The 15,909-nt window shown below is 71.0% G+C and carries 15 protein-coding genes; 4 read left to right on the top strand and 11 right to left on the bottom strand.

Annotated features, from left to right (window positions below):
* Positions 1-113: 113 nt before the first annotated feature.
* Together QIY60_RS05935 and QIY60_RS05930 are read right to left on the bottom strand one after the other, a co-directional pair.
* The gene (locus QIY60_RS05935) at positions 114-806 is read right to left on the bottom strand and encodes a response regulator (RefSeq protein WP_283141485.1); all 693 of its coding nucleotides are present in this window, start codon (positions 804-806) and stop codon (positions 114-116) included.
* On the bottom strand, positions 803-2,395 hold the full coding sequence (locus QIY60_RS05930) for a sensor histidine kinase (protein ID WP_283141484.1): 1,593 nt from the start codon (positions 2,393-2,395) through the stop codon (positions 803-805). The genes QIY60_RS05935 and QIY60_RS05930 overlap by 4 nt, the downstream gene beginning before the upstream one ends.
* Positions 2,396-2,558: 163 nt before the next feature.
* On the opposite strand from QIY60_RS05930, the gene QIY60_RS05925 reads away from it, so the two are divergent.
* The 3 genes from QIY60_RS05925 (at position 2,559) to QIY60_RS05915 (ending at position 5,152) form a co-directional block, all read left to right on the top strand.
* The gene (locus tag QIY60_RS05925) at positions 2,559-3,959 is read left to right on the top strand and encodes a cation:dicarboxylase symporter family transporter (RefSeq protein WP_283141483.1); all 1,401 of its coding nucleotides are present in this window, start codon (positions 2,559-2,561) and stop codon (positions 3,957-3,959) included.
* Between the two features lie 72 nt (positions 3,960-4,031).
* On the top strand, positions 4,032-4,805 hold the full coding sequence (locus QIY60_RS05920) for a DUF2127 domain-containing protein (protein ID WP_283141482.1): 774 nt from the start codon (positions 4,032-4,034) through the stop codon (positions 4,803-4,805).
* 14 nt (positions 4,806-4,819) lie between these two features.
* Positions 4,820-5,152, top strand: coding sequence for a hypothetical protein (locus tag QIY60_RS05915; protein ID WP_283141481.1), 333 nt, complete (start codon positions 4,820-4,822; stop codon positions 5,150-5,152).
* 10 nt (positions 5,153-5,162) lie between these two features.
* Here QIY60_RS05915 and QIY60_RS05910 read toward each other — a convergent pair whose 3' ends face one another.
* Positions 5,163-6,038 (bottom strand): aldo/keto reductase, encoded by an 876-nt coding sequence (locus QIY60_RS05910; protein ID WP_283141480.1) that lies wholly within the window; start codon positions 6,036-6,038, stop codon positions 5,163-5,165.
* A 1-nt stretch (position 6,039) separates the two neighbouring features.
* On the bottom strand, positions 6,040-6,966 hold the full coding sequence (locus QIY60_RS05905; protein WP_283141479.1) for an NAD-dependent epimerase/dehydratase family protein: 927 nt from the start codon (positions 6,964-6,966) through the stop codon (positions 6,040-6,042).
* Positions 6,967-7,010: 44 nt separating this feature from the next.
* Between QIY60_RS05905 and QIY60_RS05900 the strand changes: the two genes are divergently transcribed.
* Entirely contained in the window at positions 7,011-7,526 is a 516-nt protein-coding gene (locus QIY60_RS05900) for an Lrp/AsnC family transcriptional regulator (RefSeq protein WP_283141478.1), read from the top strand.
* A gap of 153 nt (positions 7,527-7,679) precedes the next feature.
* Here the strand turns inward: QIY60_RS05900 and QIY60_RS05895 are convergent, their stop codons facing one another.
* The 7 genes from QIY60_RS05895 to QIY60_RS05865 all read right to left on the bottom strand — a co-directional run bounded on the left by QIY60_RS05895 (position 7,680) and on the right by QIY60_RS05865 (position 15,519).
* On the bottom strand, positions 7,680-8,831 hold the full coding sequence (locus tag QIY60_RS05895) for a glycosyltransferase (RefSeq protein WP_283141477.1): 1,152 nt from the start codon (positions 8,829-8,831) through the stop codon (positions 7,680-7,682).
* 24 nt (positions 8,832-8,855) lie between these two features.
* On the bottom strand, positions 8,856-9,830 hold the full coding sequence (locus tag QIY60_RS05890) for a Gfo/Idh/MocA family oxidoreductase (RefSeq protein WP_283141476.1): 975 nt from the start codon (positions 9,828-9,830) through the stop codon (positions 8,856-8,858).
* Positions 9,827-10,765: an NAD(P)-dependent oxidoreductase gene (locus QIY60_RS05885; RefSeq protein ID WP_283141475.1), complete on the bottom strand. Its 939-nt coding sequence runs from the start codon at positions 10,763-10,765 to the stop codon at positions 9,827-9,829. Before QIY60_RS05885 ends, QIY60_RS05890 begins: the two co-directional genes overlap by 4 nt.
* The gene (rfbB, locus tag QIY60_RS05880) at positions 10,762-11,739 is read right to left on the bottom strand and encodes a dTDP-glucose 4,6-dehydratase (protein ID WP_283141474.1); all 978 of its coding nucleotides are present in this window, start codon (positions 11,737-11,739) and stop codon (positions 10,762-10,764) included. The genes QIY60_RS05885 and rfbB overlap by 4 nt, the downstream gene beginning before the upstream one ends.
* 138 nt (positions 11,740-11,877) lie before the next feature.
* Positions 11,878-13,113: a class I SAM-dependent methyltransferase gene (locus tag QIY60_RS05875; protein WP_283141473.1), complete on the bottom strand. Its 1,236-nt coding sequence runs from the start codon at positions 13,111-13,113 to the stop codon at positions 11,878-11,880.
* A gap of 568 nt (positions 13,114-13,681) precedes the next feature.
* Entirely contained in the window at positions 13,682-14,521 is an 840-nt protein-coding gene (locus QIY60_RS05870) for an ABC transporter permease (protein WP_283141472.1), read from the bottom strand.
* Positions 14,518-15,519 carry an ATP-binding cassette domain-containing protein gene (locus QIY60_RS05865; RefSeq protein WP_283141471.1) on the bottom strand — a complete coding sequence of 334 codons (1,002 nt, stop codon included), beginning with the start codon at positions 15,517-15,519 and terminating at the stop codon, positions 14,518-14,520. Before QIY60_RS05865 ends, QIY60_RS05870 begins: the two co-directional genes overlap by 4 nt.
* Between the last annotated feature and the right edge of the window lie 390 nt (positions 15,520-15,909).

Below are 15,909 nucleotides of genomic sequence, written 5' to 3'. Positions count from 1 at the left end.
CACGACCTCCTCGGGCCACGAGTGGCTGCCCGGTGAACGTAAAGCCGCCCCGGGGCATGGTCAATGGGGCCCGTCGGCCACCGTGATCGACTGACGAGTCGTCAAGTCGCTTGTCAGTGGCGGGAGTCCACCCAGCGGTACTGGAGCTCCGGGCGCCCGATCTGCCCGTACTGCGGGGTCCGCTCGGCGCGGCCCGTGGTGACCAGGTGCTCCAGATAGCGGCGCGCGGTGATGCGCGAGATGCCGACCGCCTCGGCGGCGGCCGACGCGGTGACGCCCGTCGGCGAGGACCGCAGGGTGCGGGTCACCGCCTGGAGCGTGGGCGCGCTGAGCCCCTTCGGCAGGGCCGTGGGCTGCGGGGCGCGCAGGGTGGACAGGGCCCGGTCGACCTCCTCCTGCCCGCTGGCCTCCCCGGCGGTCGCGCGGAACTCGGCGTACCGCACCAGCCGGTCGCGCAGGGTGGCGAAGGTGAAGGGCTTCAGGACGTACTGGACGACGCCGAGCGAGACGCCCTCGCGCACCATCGTCAGATCGCGGGCCGAGGTCACCGCGATGACGTCGGCGCCGTGCCCGGCGGCCCGCAGCGAGCGCACCAGCTGGAGGCCGTGCCCGTCCGGCAGGTAGAGGTCGAGCAGCAGCAGGTCGACCTCGACGCGGTCAAGCACCCGCAGCGCCTCGGCCCGCGAGTGGGCGGCCCCGGCCACCGCGAAACCGGGCACCCGGCCGACGTACAGCTGGTGCGCGTCGGCGGCGACCGGGTCGTCCTCGACGACCAGCACTCTGATGGGGCCTTCGGCGGAGGTCATGCCGGGACCGCCTCGCTGCGCAGCGGCAGCCGTACGGTGAACTCGGCGCCCCCGTACGGTCCCTGCGCCAGCTCCACGCTTCCGCCGTGCCGTGCGACCGTCATCCGCACGAGCGCCAGGCCGATGCCGCGCCCCGGGCTCTTGGTCGACCAGCCGCGCTCGAAGACGGCGTCGACGGCGGCCGGGTCGACCCCGTGCCCGCTGTCCGCGACCCGCACCACCAGCTCCTCGTCCTCGGTGGTGAGGGTGACCGCGACCCGGGCGCCCACGCTGCCCTGCGCCGCGTCGACCGCGTTGTCCACCAGGTTGCCCAGGACGGTGACCAGGTCGCGGGGCGGCAGGGTGGGCGGCAGCAGCCCGTCCTCGATGGCGCTGCCCTCGGTCAGCGCCAGCTCGACGCCGTGCTCGTTGGCCTGGGCGGCCTTGCCGAGCAGCAGCGCGGCGAGGACCGGCTCGCCGACGGCGGTGACGACCTGGTCGGTGAGGGCCTGGGCGAGCTCCAGCTCGGCGGTCGCGAACTCCACGGCCTCCTCGGTCCGGCCCAGCTCGATCAGCGAGACCACCGCGTGCAGCCGGTTCGCGGCCTCGTGCGCCTGTGCCCGCAGCGCCTGGGTGAAGCCGCGCTCGTTGTCCAGCTCCCCTGACAGCGCCTGGAGCTCGGTGTGGTCGCGCAGGGTCACCACGGTGCCCCTGCGGCCGCCGCTGGAGACCGGGCGGGTGTTGACCACCACGATCCGGTCGGCCGTCATATGGACCTCGTCGGCCCTCGGCTCGCTCGCGAGCAGCGCCCCCGAGAGCGGCGCGGGCAGCCCGAGCTCGGCCACCGACCGGCCCACCGCGTCCTCGCCGAGCCCGAGCAGCTCCCGGCCGCCGTCGTTGATCAGCGCGATCCGGCGCTGCCCGTCCAGCATCAGCAGCCCCTCGCGCACCGCGTGCAGCGCTGCCTGGTGGTAGTCGTGCATCCGGCTCAGCTCGGCCGCGTTCATCCCGTGGGTGTGCCGCCGCAGCCGCACGTTGATCACGTACGTGCCGAGCCCGCCGAACGCCAGCACCCCCGAGGCGACCGCGAGCAGCGCCGCCACCTGCTTGCGCACCTGCTCGCTGATCTTGTCGATGGTGATGCCCGCGCTGACCAGGGCGGTGATCCGGCCGTGGTCGCGCACCGGCGAGACGACCCGCACGGACGGCCCGAGCACACCCATGTGCTTCTCGCTGAACGTCTCGCCGCGCAGCGCGGGCCGGATCTCGCCGAGGTACTTGCGGCCGATCTCGCCGGGCACCGGATGCGTCCAGCGGGTCCCGTCCGGCGCGAGGACCACCACGAAGTCGACGCCGGAGGTGTGCCGCAGGGTCTCCGCGTACGGCTGGAGGACCGCCGTCGGATCCTTGGAGCGGACCGCCTCCACCACCGCGGGCGAGGCGGCGACGGCGGTCGCGATGGCGGTGGTCTGGCGCCGGGCGGTCTCCTCGGCCTGGGCCCGGTCCTGGACGTACGAGTAGAGCGCACAGCCCGCCACGATCGCCGCGACCAGCACCACCTGCATGGCGAAGAGCTGGCCCGCGAGGCTGCGGGGACGGGGTATGCGCATGCCGGACAGTGTGCACCCCCGCACATCACCATAAGGACAAGCGGCGTGAACGAAATGCACGCAAGGGTGACCGGCGTCACAGTCTGATGGATAGTCGCGGGGATCCATCGGGACATGGACGCACGTACGCGGGACGCGTACGGAACCAGTAGGAGGCACCCCCGTGACCGCAGCAGCCGCCCGGCGGGACCGTACGCACTATCTCTATCTCGCCGTCATCGGCGCCGTGCTCATCGGCATCACCGTCGGCTTCGCCGCCCCCGGGGTGGCCGTCGAGCTCAAGCCCATCGGCACCGGCTTCGTGAACCTGATCAAGATGATGATCTCGCCGATCATCTTCTGCACGATCGTGCTCGGCGTCGGATCGGTCCGCAAGGCCGCCAAGGTCGGCGCGGTCGGCGGACTCGCGCTCGGCTACTTCATGGTGATGTCGACCGTGGCGCTCGCGATCGGCCTGGTCGTCGGCAACATCCTGGAGCCCGGATCCGGGCTCCACCTCACCGAGGCGACGCGGCACGCGGGCGCCAAGCAGGCGGCGGGGGCCGGCGAGTCCACCGCCGACTTCCTGCTAGGGATCATCCCCAAGACGATGGTCTCCGCCTTCACCGAGGGCCAGGTCCTGCAGACGCTGCTGATCGCGCTGCTCGTCGGCTTCGCGCTCCAGGCGATGGGCTCCGCGGGCGAGCCCGTGCTGCGCGGCATCGGGCACATCCAGAAGCTGGTCTTCCGGATCCTGTCGATGGTGATGTGGGCGGCGCCGGTGGGCGCGTTCGGCGCCATCGCGGCGGTGGTCGGCGAGACCGGGACGGACGCGCTGAAGTCGCTGGCCGTCATCATGGTCGGCTTCTACATCACCTGTGCGCTCTTCGTCTTCGTGGTCCTCGGTACGCTGCTCCGCCTGCTCGCCGGGGTGAACATCTTCCGGCTGCTGAAGTACCTGGGCCGCGAGTTCCTGCTGATCCTCTCCACCTCGTCCTCCGAGACGGCGCTGCCGCGGCTGATCGCCAAGATGGAGCACCTGGGCGTGAGCCGGTCGGTCGCGGGCATCACCGTGCCCACGGGCTACTCGTTCAACCTGGACGGCACCGCGATCTACCTCACGATGTCCTCGCTCTTCATCGCCAACGCGATGGGCAGCCCGCTCAGCGCGGGCCAGCAGATCTCGCTGCTCCTGTTCATGATCGTCGCCTCCAAGGGCGCGGCCGGAGTGACCGGCGCGGGCCTGGCGACCCTGGCCGGCGGCCTCCAGTCGCACCGCCCCGAACTCGTCGACGGCGTCGGTCTGATCGTCGGCATCGACCGCTTCATGAGCGAGGCGCGGGCGCTGACCAACTTCGCGGGCAACGCGGTCGCCACGGTCCTGGTGGGCACCTGGACCAAGGAGATCGACACGGCGCGGGTCGAGGAGGTCCTGGCGGGCCGGGTCCCGTTCGACGAGGTGACGTTCGCGGCGAGCGACCCGCACGGGCCGGTGCCGGAGCAGCCGGAGAAGCAGGAGGTCACGCTCGCCAAGGACGCCGTCGCCGCGGACGTCCCCGAGCCGAGGGAACCCGCCACCCCCTGACGGCGTCCGGACAGGTGTCCACTACCGTGCGGGGCGTCCGTCCGGAAGCGGGTGACGGGGAGAGCGAGCGGAATGCAGATCGACTGGGACCGGCGCACGTGCGCGCGCCGGGGGCACGTGACGTACGAGCCGAGCGAGGCGGAGCTGCGCGAGCGGCTGCGCGCCCACACCGGGCTCGGCGAGGCCTGGCGCTGTCTGCGCTGCGGCGACTTCGCCCTCGGCGCCCCGCACGGCTCGGGGCCCGCCGACGACGCGCCGCTGGTGCCGCGCGGCAAGGTGCTGCGGGACCTGTTCATCCTGCGGTTCCTGGCCGTGGAGCGGCTGGTGCGCGGGGTGTTCATCGTCCTGGTGGCGGCCGCGGTGTGGAAGTTCAGCAACAGCCAGGACTCGGTGCGCCGGCTCTTCGACGAGAACCTGGACGTCTTCCGCCCGGTGTTCCAGCACTTCCACTACGACCTCGACCACTCGCCCGTCGTGGACACCATCCAGAAGTCCTTCGGCTACAAGCACTCCACGTTGGTGGCGGTGGCGGCGGCGCTGCTCGTGTACGCGCTGATCGAGATCGTCGAGGCCGTCGGGCTGTGGCGGGCCGACCGCTGGGCGGAGTACCTGACCGTGGTCGCCACGGCGATGTTCCTGCCGCTGGAGATCTACGAGCTCACCGAGAAGATCAGCTACCTCAAGATCGCCACACTGGGACTCAACGTCCTCGCCGTGCTCTACATCCTGCTCTCCAAGCGCCTGTTCGGCCTGCGCGGCGGGCGGGCAGCCTTTGAGGCGGAGAGGCACAGCGCGTCGCTGATGGAGGTCGAGGCGACGGCCGGCCTCGCGGTGGGGACGACGTGAAGGGAACCCGGACGATGAGCAAGAAGTTCGCAGTGGTACTCGCCCTGCTCCTGGGCACGGCCCTGGTGACCCCGGCGGCGGCCGAGGCGGCGCCGAGCGCGGTGGTGCGGACGATGGCGGTGACGGCACCGGCGGCGCCCGACGCCCGGACACCCGCGCAGGCGCACCACACGTACGGCAAGTCGTCCCACGTGACCCTCGCCAAGCCCAAGAAGAAAAAGAAGAAGAGCTTCCTCAAGAAGCTGGGCATCGCGCTGCTCGTGATGTTCCTGCTCTTCGTGGCGGTCGTGGTCCTGGTGATCTGGCTGATCGTGCGGCGCATCCGCAGGCGCCGCACGAGCCACTGACAGGCGCCGGTCAGGGCAGCAGCGCCCGCTCCTCGTCGGTGAGGACCAGATCGGCGGCCGCCGCCGAGTCCCGTACGGACTCGGGGCGGCTGCCGCCCGGAATGGGGATCACGTTCGGGGAGCGGTCCAGCAGCCAGGCCAGCGCGATTTGCTGCGGGCTGACGCCACGGGCGCGGGCGACGGCGTGGAACCCGTCGTACGAGGCGTCGGCGGCGATCGCGGACGCCCCGTCCAGCGAGCTCCGCGAGATCCCGCCGAGCGGACTCCACGGCAGGAACGCGATCCCCAGCTCGGCGGTGAGCCGCAGCTCGGGCTCGGCGTCGCGGACGGCGGGGGAGTAGCGGTTCTGCACCGCCACCAGCCGGTCCCCGAGGATCTCGTGGGCCTGCCGGATCTGGTCGGCGTCGGCGTTGGAGATCCCGGCGAGCCGGACCGTACCGTCGTCGAGGAGCTCGCGCAGGGCGCCGAGCGAGTCCGCGAACGGGACGGCCGGGTCCGGCTTGTGCAGCTGGTAGAGGCCGATGGCCTCGGTGCCGAGCCGCCGCAGCGACTCCTTCGCGGCGCGCTTGAGGTGCTCCGGCCGCCCGTCGACGCTCCAGTCCCCGTCGTCGGTCCGCCCGCGCCCGCCCTTGGTGGCGACGAGGACGTCGGCCGTGTCGCCGCCGTACGAGGCGAGGGCGCGGGCGAGGAGCAGCTCGTTGTGGCCGGGCTCGCCGCCGGGGGCGTAGTACGAGTCGGCGGTGTCGAGCAGGGTCATGCCCGCGTCGAGCGCCGCGTGGACGGTGGCGAGGGCGCGGGCCTCGTCGGGCCGCCCTTCGATGGACAGGGGCATGGCCCCGTACCCGACGGCGCCGACCCGCACGTCTCCAAGTGAGCGGTACCGCATATCAGTTGTCCCCCTGTGCTGCTGCTTCGAGCGTCCGGGCCACGGCGTCCGTGAGCCAGTCCTTGGTGTGCGAGAAGGCGAATCCGAGCTGCTCGGCTCGGGTGTTGCCCATGCCGTACGAGCGCCGGAAGGAGAACGGCGAGACCTCGCCGACCTCCACCGCCCGGTACCGCGCGGGCCCGCCGCCGATCGCGGTCACGATGTCCTCGGTGGTGAGCGGCCCGTGCGAGGCGGCGTTCACGGGCCCGGTGAAGTCCTGCCCCGCCGTCCAGAAGAGGAAGTCGGCGATCTCGTCGACGTTGATGTAGGTGGCGGGGTGGTTGGCCGCCGGGACGGCGATGGGCTCGCCGTCGCGGACGCGGTCCGCGTAGTGGGTGACGCGCCCGGTGAAGTCGTCGGCGCCGCCGAGTACATGGGCGACGCGCACGGAGACGTACGGGAAGCCGGGCGCGGCGGCGAGGACGGCTTCGGCCTGCCGCTTGCCCTCGCCGTAATGGGAGGCGAGGAACTCGGCGTCGTCCCACGGGAGTTCGAGGTCGACGGGTACGGAGGAGGGTTCGACGGCGCCTTCCGGCACCGGCTGGTCCGAGTCCTCGTACTCATATACCTCGACGGTCGACGTCATCACGTACCGCCGGGTGCGGTGGGCGAAGACGCGGCGGGCGGCGGCGGCCTGGCGCGGGGTGTAGCAGACCTGGTCGAGGACGACGTCGAACGTCCGGTCGCCGAGGGCGGCTTCGAGAGCGGCCTCGTCGTCGCGGTCGGCCACGAGGTGTTCGACGCCGGGTGGGGGTGGAGAGGAACCCCGGTTCAGTACGGTGACGCGGTCACCGGCGGTGACGAGGCGCGCGATGAGTCGCTTGCCGAAGTAGCGGTTGCCGCCGATGACCAGCACGTTTCGTGTCTTCTCCGCCATGTCGTTTGCCATGTACACAGTGTTACGTTGGCGGGCGGCATCCTGAAGGGGGAAACATGGGAGAACTGTCGGCTGTACCGAAGGAACCACGGAGTTCGAGGGCGTTGACCCACGATTCCTCACCGGCCTTCGACCAGGTGGACCGGCAGCTGCTCGAACTGGTCCAGTCGGAGGGCCGGATCAAGCTGAGCGAGCTGGGCCGCAGGGTGCGGCTGAGCCCCGCCGCCGTCACGGAACGGCTGCGGCGGCTGGAGGCGAGCGGCGTGATCACCGGGTACGGGGCGCGGGTGGACGCGGCGCGGCTCGGCTACGGCATCCAGGCGTTCATCCGGGTCAACCCGCACGGCGGCTACACCCTGAAGCACCCCAGGACGCTGGAGCTGATGGAGCGCGAGGAGATCCGGGAGGTCCACCACGTGGTGGGCGAGGACTGCTGGATCATCAAGGTCGCGGTCGCGGACACGGGGCACTTGGAAGAGGTGCTGGCACAGGTGTCGGCGCTGGGGCGGACCACGACGTCGATCGTGCTGTCGTCACCGGTGAGCGGGAAGCCGCTGCTGCCGGCGGGGTAGGGGGCGGGGCCGAGCCGGATGCTCGACCTGGTGGAGCGGTGGTTCGCCGAGCTCGCCCACAACAGGCTCCGCCGCGGCGTCCACCGCTCCGTCGAAGGCCTGGAGGCCGACCTCACCGACGGGATCCAGGACATCACCGAGTCAGGACACCGGTCAGTACTTCCGCAGGAGGTCCATGGCCACCTCGGCCGGTGTCGGCATGGCGGCTATCTCGCGGCCCAGCCCCTCTGCCGCGGTGCGGTACTCCGGCTTGTCGAGCAGCAGTGCCACCGAGTCACGCACCAGCTCGGCATCGTCCTGGCCGGCCACGTCGTCGAGCGCGATGCCCGCACCGGACGCCTCCAGTCGCTCGCCCAGCGCGAACTGGTCCGACCACTGCGGCAGCGCCAGCTGCGGCAGGCCGACCGTGGTCGCGGTGAGCATGGTGCCCGATCCGCTGTGGTGCACCATCGCGTCGCAGCTGTCCATGAACAGGTGCAGCGGGGTGGGCGACACGAGCTGGACCGCGGCCGGCATCGGCCCCAGCTCGTCCCAGTACTCGGGGGGCACGGTGCCGATGACCTCGACGTCCGGCACGCTCGCGGCCGCCTGGAGCACATGGCGCACATGCGGCACACCGTTGAGCTGAAGCGTGCGGGTGCCCAGCGTCACCACGACCCGGCGCGTGTCCGGCCGTCCGCGCCACGCCGGCAGTTCGCCGTACCCGTTGAACGGCACGTGCCGGATCGGCGTCCCCTTGCTCGCCGACGGCATCTGCAGCGACGGCGGGCAGGGGTCGAGCACCTCGGTCGGCGTCGGCAGTTCGTCGAGGCCGAACTCCTCCGCCAGGTCGGCGAGTTCGCCGCGGGCGTCACGCATCGCGAGGTCGGAGATGGGGTCGACGCCCCAGCGGTGGTGCACCACGGGGATGCCCAGCACGCCCCCGATGAGCAGCGAGGCGTACTCCACCTGGTCCGCGACGATCAGCTGCGGCTTCCACTCCCGGGCCAGCTCCAGGTACGCGTGGACATTGCGCCGCGCCTGGTCCATCCACACGCGGCCGTAGAAGCCCATCTCCTCCGGGGGGAACCGGGTGAAGCTCTCCAGCGGGCGCCGGCCCTCGGTCAGGAATCCGCGCAGGTGCGTGTCCCCGTCGAACTTCTCGCCGACCGGGGCGCCGACGAGCCCCGCCGAGCGGATCATGGGCATCACGTCGGGCTGCGCGGTGACCAGCACCTCGGCCCCCGCCGCGCGCAGGCCCCAGGCCAGCGGTACGAGCGGGGCGAAGTGCGTGGGCACCGCGGTACTCATCATCAGGATGCGCATCGGTGTTCCTCCGGACTTTCTCGACTAGTCGACGAACGTCGTCTTTGCTTGCTGTTCGACCTGGCCGACCAGCCTGGCCAGGTGGACGGTCTCCGCGTGAAGATGGCCGACCGGCTTGCCGGCGACCGCGTCGGCGAACCAGCGGATCGTGTTCGCGACCTGGTCGTCCGCGGCCAGTTCGTGTTCCTCGTGGCGGCCGTCGCGCGTGAGGGTGGCGGTGGGCCGGTAGTCGGCAGGCGGGGTGAACACCCGCTCCGCCGACAGCGTCCCGTCGGTGCCGACGAACTCGTAGTGCGCCCGGTACGCGTGCTCCATGCCGAACGCGACCTGGACGGCCACCCCGGCCGCGGTGTGCAGCAGCACATTGCCGCTCAGCACCACATCGCGAGCCCTGTCGACGCGCAGCACCGCACCGGCGACGTCGAGCTCCGTGCCGAGGAAGTGCAGTGCGGCCCGCAGCGGGTACACCCCGACGTCAAGGAGCGCGCCGCCGCCGACGGCCGGCAGGTAGCGGATGTCGTCCGCCGGTTTCGGCGGAATCGTGAACGCGCTGGAAAAGTAGCGCAGTTCGCCCACCGAGCCCAGCAGTTCCTTGATCCTCGCCTGTTGGCCGTGGTGCGGGAACATGAAGTTCTCCACCAGCACCCGATCCGCCGACCGCGCCAGCTCCAGCAACCGCACGGTGGTGGCGTGGTCGGCGCTCAACGGCTTCTCCGCCAGCACGTGCTTGCCCGCCGCGAGCGCCCGCTCGATCCAGGCCGCGTGGAACATCGCGGGCAGTGGGATGTACACGGCGTCGACGTCGTCCCTGGCGAGCAGCGTGTCGTAGCCGGTCACCGCGGCGCAGCCGAATCGGGTCGCGAACGTCCGCGCCTTCTCCGGGTCCCTGCTCGCCACCGCGACCAGTTCGACCCCGTCCACCGCGCGGATGGCGGGCAGGGTGCGCCGCCACGCGATGTCGGCGCAGCCCAGGACGCCGACGCGGATGGGCGCGGTCATCCGAGGACCTCCTCGGCCGACGCGGACTCCCGCTCGGCCGCGAGCATGTCCGCGAGCGAGTCGTCCAGCTTCCGGGCCGGCCGCCAGCCGAGCAGCCGACGGGCCCGGGAGATGTCCAACTGCTGCCAGGGCATCGGTTCCAGGACGGTCCGGTCGGCCACGACGACCTGCGCGGGCACACCGGACAGCGCGATCAGCCGGTGTACGAGTTCGCGGACCGGAACCGCGTTGCCACCGGCGATGTTGATCACCTGGCCGCTGACGTCCGCGGCGGGCGCGGTCGCCGCGGCCAGTACCGCGTCGATCACGTCCCGTACGTCCACGTAGTCGCGCCAGCAGGTCAGCGGGGAGAGCGGCAGTCGCTCCTCACCCGCCGCGAGCCGCCGGGCCACCATGCCGGGCAGGCTGCCGGCGCCCGCGCCGGGGCCGGCCACGTTCGCCACCCGGAGCACCACGCCGTCCACCCGGTGCTCCTGTGCGGCACGCCGTACGGCCTCCGTGCTGCGCCGCTTCGTCACGCCGTAGCCGGACGTGGGCGGACGCCGGTCGTCCTCGGTGGTGATCACGCCGAACTCGGCCGGTCCGTACTCGTAGCTGCTGCCCAGCTGTACGAGCCGGGGCCCCAGGTCGGCGGCCACGTCGATCAGCCGGTCGACGAACTCCACGTGCAGCGCCCGCATGGCTTCGTCGGTGGTCCGCCACACGACGGCGGCCGCGTTGACGACGACATCCGCCCCCGCCAGTGCCCGGCGCAGCCCGCCGGCGTCGACAGTGGACAGATCGAGGGCCGTCGAAGCGATGTCGTCGGACCACCACGGCGCGCGTCCGCCGGACCGGGACACGCTGAGCACGCTCCAGCCCGCCGCGGCGAACTCCTGGCACACCCGGCTGCCGAGGACACCGTTGCCGCCGAGGACCACTACGCGCCTGCTCACCGCGTCACGTCCTGCTTCAGCGGTTTCCACCACTCCGGATGGTCCCGGTACCAGGCGAAGGTGTCGGCGAGTCCCTTGTCGAACGGGACCTGCGGCCGGTAGCCGAGCTGTTCGCGGATCTTGGTCTCGTCGATGGCGTAGCGCAGGTCGTGCCCCGGCCGGTCCGCGACGCGCCGGATCATCGACTCGTCCGCACCGGCCAGGTCGAGCAGCATGCCGGTGAGCTCGTTGTTGGTGAACGCGTTGCCGCCGCCGACGTTGTAGATCTCACCGGCCGAACCCTTGGTCAGCACCAGCTGGATGGCCCGGCAGTGGTCGTCGACGTGCAGCCATTCGCGGACGTTGCGGCCGTCGCCGTACAGCGGCACCGGCACGCCTTCCATCAGGTTGGTGAGGAACAGCGGGATGAGCTTCTCGACGTCCTGGTGCGGCCCGTAGTTGTTGGAGCAGCGGGTGATCGACACGTCGAGACCGTGCGTGCGGACGAACGACCGGACGATCAGGTCGGCGGCGGCCTTGGATGCGGCGTACGGGGAGTTCGGCAGCAGCGGCGCGGTCTCCGTGCTCGCGCCGTGCTCGACCGAGCCGTACACCTCGTCCGTCGACACGTGCACGATCCGCTCGATCCCCGCCTCGCGGCACGCGGCGAGCAGCGCGTGCGTGCCGTCGACGTTGGTGCGTATGAAGTCGCTCGCGTCGTCGATGGAGCGGTCCACATGGGACTCGGCGGCGAAGTGCACCACCGCGTCATGGCCGGGCAGCAGGTCGAGCAGCAGCGGAACGTCGCAGACGTCCCCCCGCACGAAGTCCAGTCGGGGGTGGCCGGCCGGCAGGTTCTCCCGGTGGCCGCCGTGGCCGAGCTTGTCGAGGACGGTGATCCGGCAGTCCTCCCAGCCCGGGTACCCGCCGGCGAGCATGGTGCGTACGTAGTGCGAGCCGATGAATCCGGCGGCTCCGGTAACCAGTAGCTTCACTTGCCCCACCTGCCGGCGGTCGCCGATGGCGGGCTGACGATGACGAGTCTCATGGAAACCGCGGTCGATCCTCTCGGGCTTGTGGCGAGTGCGGATTGACCGGCGCCGCGCGGGCGGGCCCGCCCGGCGCCGGTGCCGTCACACGATGGAGAGCGGTGCGGGCAGCGGGAACACCAGCTTGCCGCCGCCGGCGAGGAAGTCCTGCTCCCGCTCCACGTACCCGTCGCGGTAGACCCACGGCAGCACCAGCAGCTGGTCGGGCTTCTGGGACAGCGCCTCCTGCTCGGAGACGATGGGGATGCGGGTGCCCGGCGTGAAGCGGCCCGACTTCTCCGGGCTGACCTCGCCGATGCACGGCAGGTCGCTCTCGTCGAGGCCGCAGTACTGCAGGACGACGTTGCCCTTGGTCGACGCGCCGTACCCCAGCGTCAGCTTGCCCGCCGCCTTGGAGTCGGCGAGGAACCCGCGCAGCTCGTCGCGGTGCTCCCGCACCCGCGTGGCGAACGCCTCGTACGGCGCCGTCGTGTCCAGGCCGAGCGCTTCCTCCTGCTTGCGCAGCCGCTCGATCTCCACCTCGTCGACCTGGTGCCCGGCCGACGACTTCGCGAGCGTCAGGCACAGGCTGCCGCCGTAGACGTCGGTGACCTCGGCGCGGATGACCTTCAGGCCCACCTGCTCGGCCATCCACTCGATCGGGCGCAGCGCGTAGTACTCAAGGTGCTCGTGGCAGATGACGTCGTACGCCGTGGCCGCCAGCATCGACGGCAGGTAGCTCAGCTCCAGCATCCACACGCCGTCGTCGGCGAGGACGGCGTGCACGTCCCGCATGAACTGCAGCGGGTCGGGGAGGTCGTAGAACATCGCTATCGACGTGATGACCTTCGCCTTGCGGTCACCGTACCGGGCGCCGAACGCCTCCTTCGAGAAGAAGTCGGCGATCAGGTCGACGTGCTGGGGGTAGTAGGGGCGCCACTTCTCCCCGGTCGGGTCGATGCCGACGAGCTGCGGGCCGTTGTCCGGGTAGTGGCGCAGCAGCGTCGAGTCGTTGCTGCCGATGTCGAGCACGAGGTCGGAGGCGTCGAGATCGACGAGCCGCCGCACCGCCTCGACCTTGCCCTTCAGGTGGTTGATCATGAAGGGGCGGATGCCGGAGCGGTAGCCGTAGCTGTCGCCGTACATCAGGGACGGGTCGGCCGTGTGCCGCAGCTGGACCAGACCACAGCCCTCCGGCGAGCACCTGACGAGCTCCAGCGGCGCCACCGGCACCTCTTCGTCCCGGTCGCGGGGGAAGATCCCGGTCAACGCCTGCGAACCGAGGTCGAGCACGGGGAGCAGGGAACGGTTACCGCATGCGCGGCACTCAGCAATCGCCATCTCGTTCTCCAACTGACAGATTGAAAATTCGTTGGTGGATATGAAATCGCCTGCGTCGCCAATGAAACGGTCCACAGAGGACTCAGCGGCGAATTGGCGACCACTGGGCGGTGGCAAAGGCGAAACTGCTATGCGACTGGGGGGTTATGCACTGGCTTTCGGAACTTCGCGAAAGCATGTCAGACGAACGTCGATTGGCCCAGGTGCCGGTGTTCAACCGCGGAAAGATCGTTGTTGAGCGCCGACGCCGCCGTGCCGCGCCCCGTCGAGCACCTCAACTGCACGGTTCCGGGCGCGGACCGAAGCGGAACCGAGTGCGCCGAAGCGGCTCCGGCCCGGTGCGACCGCCTTTGCCGCAGCGGCTGGGACGCCCGGCCTGTGCGAGAGCAACGCTGCCGCTCCATGCAATGCGTATCGAAGTCATGCATATCGAACGCATTCGAGCGTATGCCTCGCGGCGGGGAAATTGTCACATGCTTTGAATTCGCATACGGGCAGGGCTCTGGGCCGTGGACACCGGTCGGGTACGTACGCCGGTGTCCACGGCCCAGGGGGCCACCCGGTCGGGTCAGGTGAGGACGCGCTTGGTGAAGGTGCGGGTGGCCGCCCAGGTGAGCAGGGCCGTGCCGCCGAGGATCACCAGCAGGAACGCCCACGTGGGCATGTGCGGGAGGTCGGGGGTCAGCGCACTGCGCAGGCCCTCGCTCACGTACACCATCGGGTTGGCCAGGCTGAGGATCTGCAGCCAGCGGATGTCCTCCAGCGCCGACCAGGGGTAGTAGACGCAGCCCAGCATGGTCATCGGCAGCAGCACCAGCGCGAACATCACCTGGACCTTCTGCGGGTTCATCAGCGTGCCAAGGAGCAGCCCGCCCGCGGCGGCCAGCACCGAGCCGGCCAGCAGCACCACGATCAGCACCGGCCAGTTGGCCACGTGCACCTCCGGCTCCTGCCCGGGCGCGTGGATGAACAGCACCGCCGGGAACACGAGGAGGCCGCCTATCAGCCCCTGGAGCGCCGCCGCCAGGATCTTCTGCACCCCCAGCAGCCCGATCGGGATCGGTGCCAGCGCCCGGTCGGTGATGGACTTCTGCCAGTTCAGCTCCATCATCAGCGGGTAGGTCACCGCCTGCATCGCCTGCATGATCAGCGAGGAGCCGACCAGGCCGGGCAGCAGGATGGTGGAGAAGGTGGCCCCGGTCCCGTCGCCCGCCATGACGCCGCTGCCGATCTTGGGCATCACATAGGCGAACACGAAGACGAACATCACCGGCTGCACCAGCACCCGTACGAAGGTCCCGACCATGCTCTTGCGCAGCACCCGCGCCTCACGCGCCATCATCGCCGACAGCGTGCGCGGAATGGTCGCCCGCGCGGCGGACAGGGGGGTGTGGGTGGACGCGCTCATTCGCGGTAGTCCCTTCCGGTCAGGGTGAGGAAGACGGTCTCCAGGCTGGGCCGCAGCTGGTGGGCGTCGGTGACGCCGACCCCGGCGTGCGAGCCGATCGTCACCAGCTCGCCGAGCAGCCCGTCGGAGGCGGTGGCGAACACCCGGACCTGCCCGTCGTTCACCTCGACCTTGCTGATCCCGTCCCGGTCGGCGAGGGCGTGGACCTCGGCGGGGGCGGGCGCGTCGTAGCTGACGGAGATGACGATGTCGGCGCCGGCGGTGTTCTTCAGCTCGTCCACCGTGCCGCGCGCGAGGATCTTGCCGTGGTCGACGACCGCGATGCGGTCGCACAGGGCCTCGGCCTCCTCCATGTAGTGCGTGGTGAGCAGGATCGTCTGCCCGCCCGCCTGCAGCTCGCGCAGCACCTTCCACAGGTTGGCGCGGGTCTGCGGGTCGAGCCCGGCGGTCGGCTCGTCCAGGAACAGCACGTCGGGGCCGTGCATCAGCGCGCGGCAGATCATCACCCGCTTGGCCTGCCCGCCCGACATCTCGAACGGGTTGCCCTTGCGCTGCTCGGTCAGGCCGAACAGTTCGATCAGCTCGTCCGCGCGGCGGCGCGCCTCCTTGGCGGTGAGCCCGAAGTAGCGGCCGCGGAACTCCAGGTTCTCGGCGGCGGTGAGCTCGCTGTCCAGGGTGTTGTTCTGCGACACCACCCCGATCCGCCGCTTGACGTTGATGGGGTCGCGCACCACGTCGAGCCCGTACACCTCGGCGCTGCCGCCGGTCGGCTCGACCAGGGTGGTGAGCATGCCGATGGTGGTGGACTTGCCCGCGCCGTTGGGGCCGAGCAGGCCGAAGAACTCCCCGCGCGCCACGTCCAGGTCGATGCCGCGGACGGCGCGCACCTCGGGGCGCGGGCCGGCGGCCGGGTAGGTCTTCTCCAGGCCCGCCGTCCGGATGGCCGCCTCCGTCGCGGCGACGTCGGATCGTGTCTCTGCTTCTGTGGTTGGGGTCAACACCGGTCTCCTCCGGAGAAGTTCTCTGAGCGGTCGAGGGGGGTGGCCCGCCTCGGTGATGTGCGGGCGGACGGCCCGCCGGTCCTTCGCGTCGCGGCGGCGTTCGATCAGCCGTTGCGCTCCGGCGTGTTGGCGACCGGGACGATCGTGGCGGCCGAGTGCATGAGGCGCTCGGCACGTCTCCGGGGCGCGGCCCCGTGCTCGCCTGCTCAGCGCGTCCTGATCGCGCAAGGGCCGCAGCCCGCATGGCAGTTCAGGAGGGTGGAAGGAGTACCGGCCGAGTGTCTCCGTACAGCGAGGTGGAGCTCGGTCCCGGCTCCCGCGTGCGGATCGGCGGCGCCGGTCTCGGCGGACTCGGCGGATGATCCGTCAGGCGGGGTGTGCCGATGC

The sequence above is a fragment of the Streptomyces sp. BPTC-684 genome (assembly GCF_030028635.1).
In the GTDB taxonomy this organism is placed as follows: Bacteria; Actinomycetota; Actinomycetes; order Streptomycetales; family Streptomycetaceae; genus Streptomyces; species Streptomyces noboritoensis.
The sequence above is the reverse complement of the archived record's forward strand: the minus strand, read 5'-3'. Positions and strand labels throughout refer to the sequence as shown.

Coding starts and splice junctions, on each gene's coding strand:
- QIY60_RS05935 (WP_283141485.1), bottom strand. CDS start 806: ATGACCTCCGCCGAAGGCCCCATCAGAGTGCTGGTCGTCGAGGACGAC.
- QIY60_RS05930 (WP_283141484.1), bottom strand. CDS start 2,395: ATGCGCATACCCCGTCCCCGCAGCCTCGCGGGCCAGCTCTTCGCCATG.
- QIY60_RS05920 (WP_283141482.1), top strand. CDS start 4,032: ATGCAGATCGACTGGGACCGGCGCACGTGCGCGCGCCGGGGGCACGTG.
- QIY60_RS05915 (WP_283141481.1), top strand. CDS start 4,820: ATGAGCAAGAAGTTCGCAGTGGTACTCGCCCTGCTCCTGGGCACGGCC.
- QIY60_RS05910 (WP_283141480.1), bottom strand. CDS start 6,038: ATGCGGTACCGCTCACTTGGAGACGTGCGGGTCGGCGCCGTCGGGTAC.
- QIY60_RS05905 (WP_283141479.1), bottom strand. CDS start 6,966: ATGGCAAACGACATGGCGGAGAAGACACGAAACGTGCTGGTCATCGGC.
- QIY60_RS05900 (WP_283141478.1), top strand. CDS start 7,011: ATGGGAGAACTGTCGGCTGTACCGAAGGAACCACGGAGTTCGAGGGCG.
- QIY60_RS05895 (WP_283141477.1), bottom strand. CDS start 8,831: ATGCGCATCCTGATGATGAGTACCGCGGTGCCCACGCACTTCGCCCCG.
- QIY60_RS05890 (WP_283141476.1), bottom strand. CDS start 9,830: ATGACCGCGCCCATCCGCGTCGGCGTCCTGGGCTGCGCCGACATCGCG.
- QIY60_RS05875 (WP_283141473.1), bottom strand. CDS start 13,113: ATGGCGATTGCTGAGTGCCGCGCATGCGGTAACCGTTCCCTGCTCCCC.
- QIY60_RS05870 (WP_283141472.1), bottom strand. CDS start 14,521: ATGAGCGCGTCCACCCACACCCCCCTGTCCGCCGCGCGGGCGACCATT.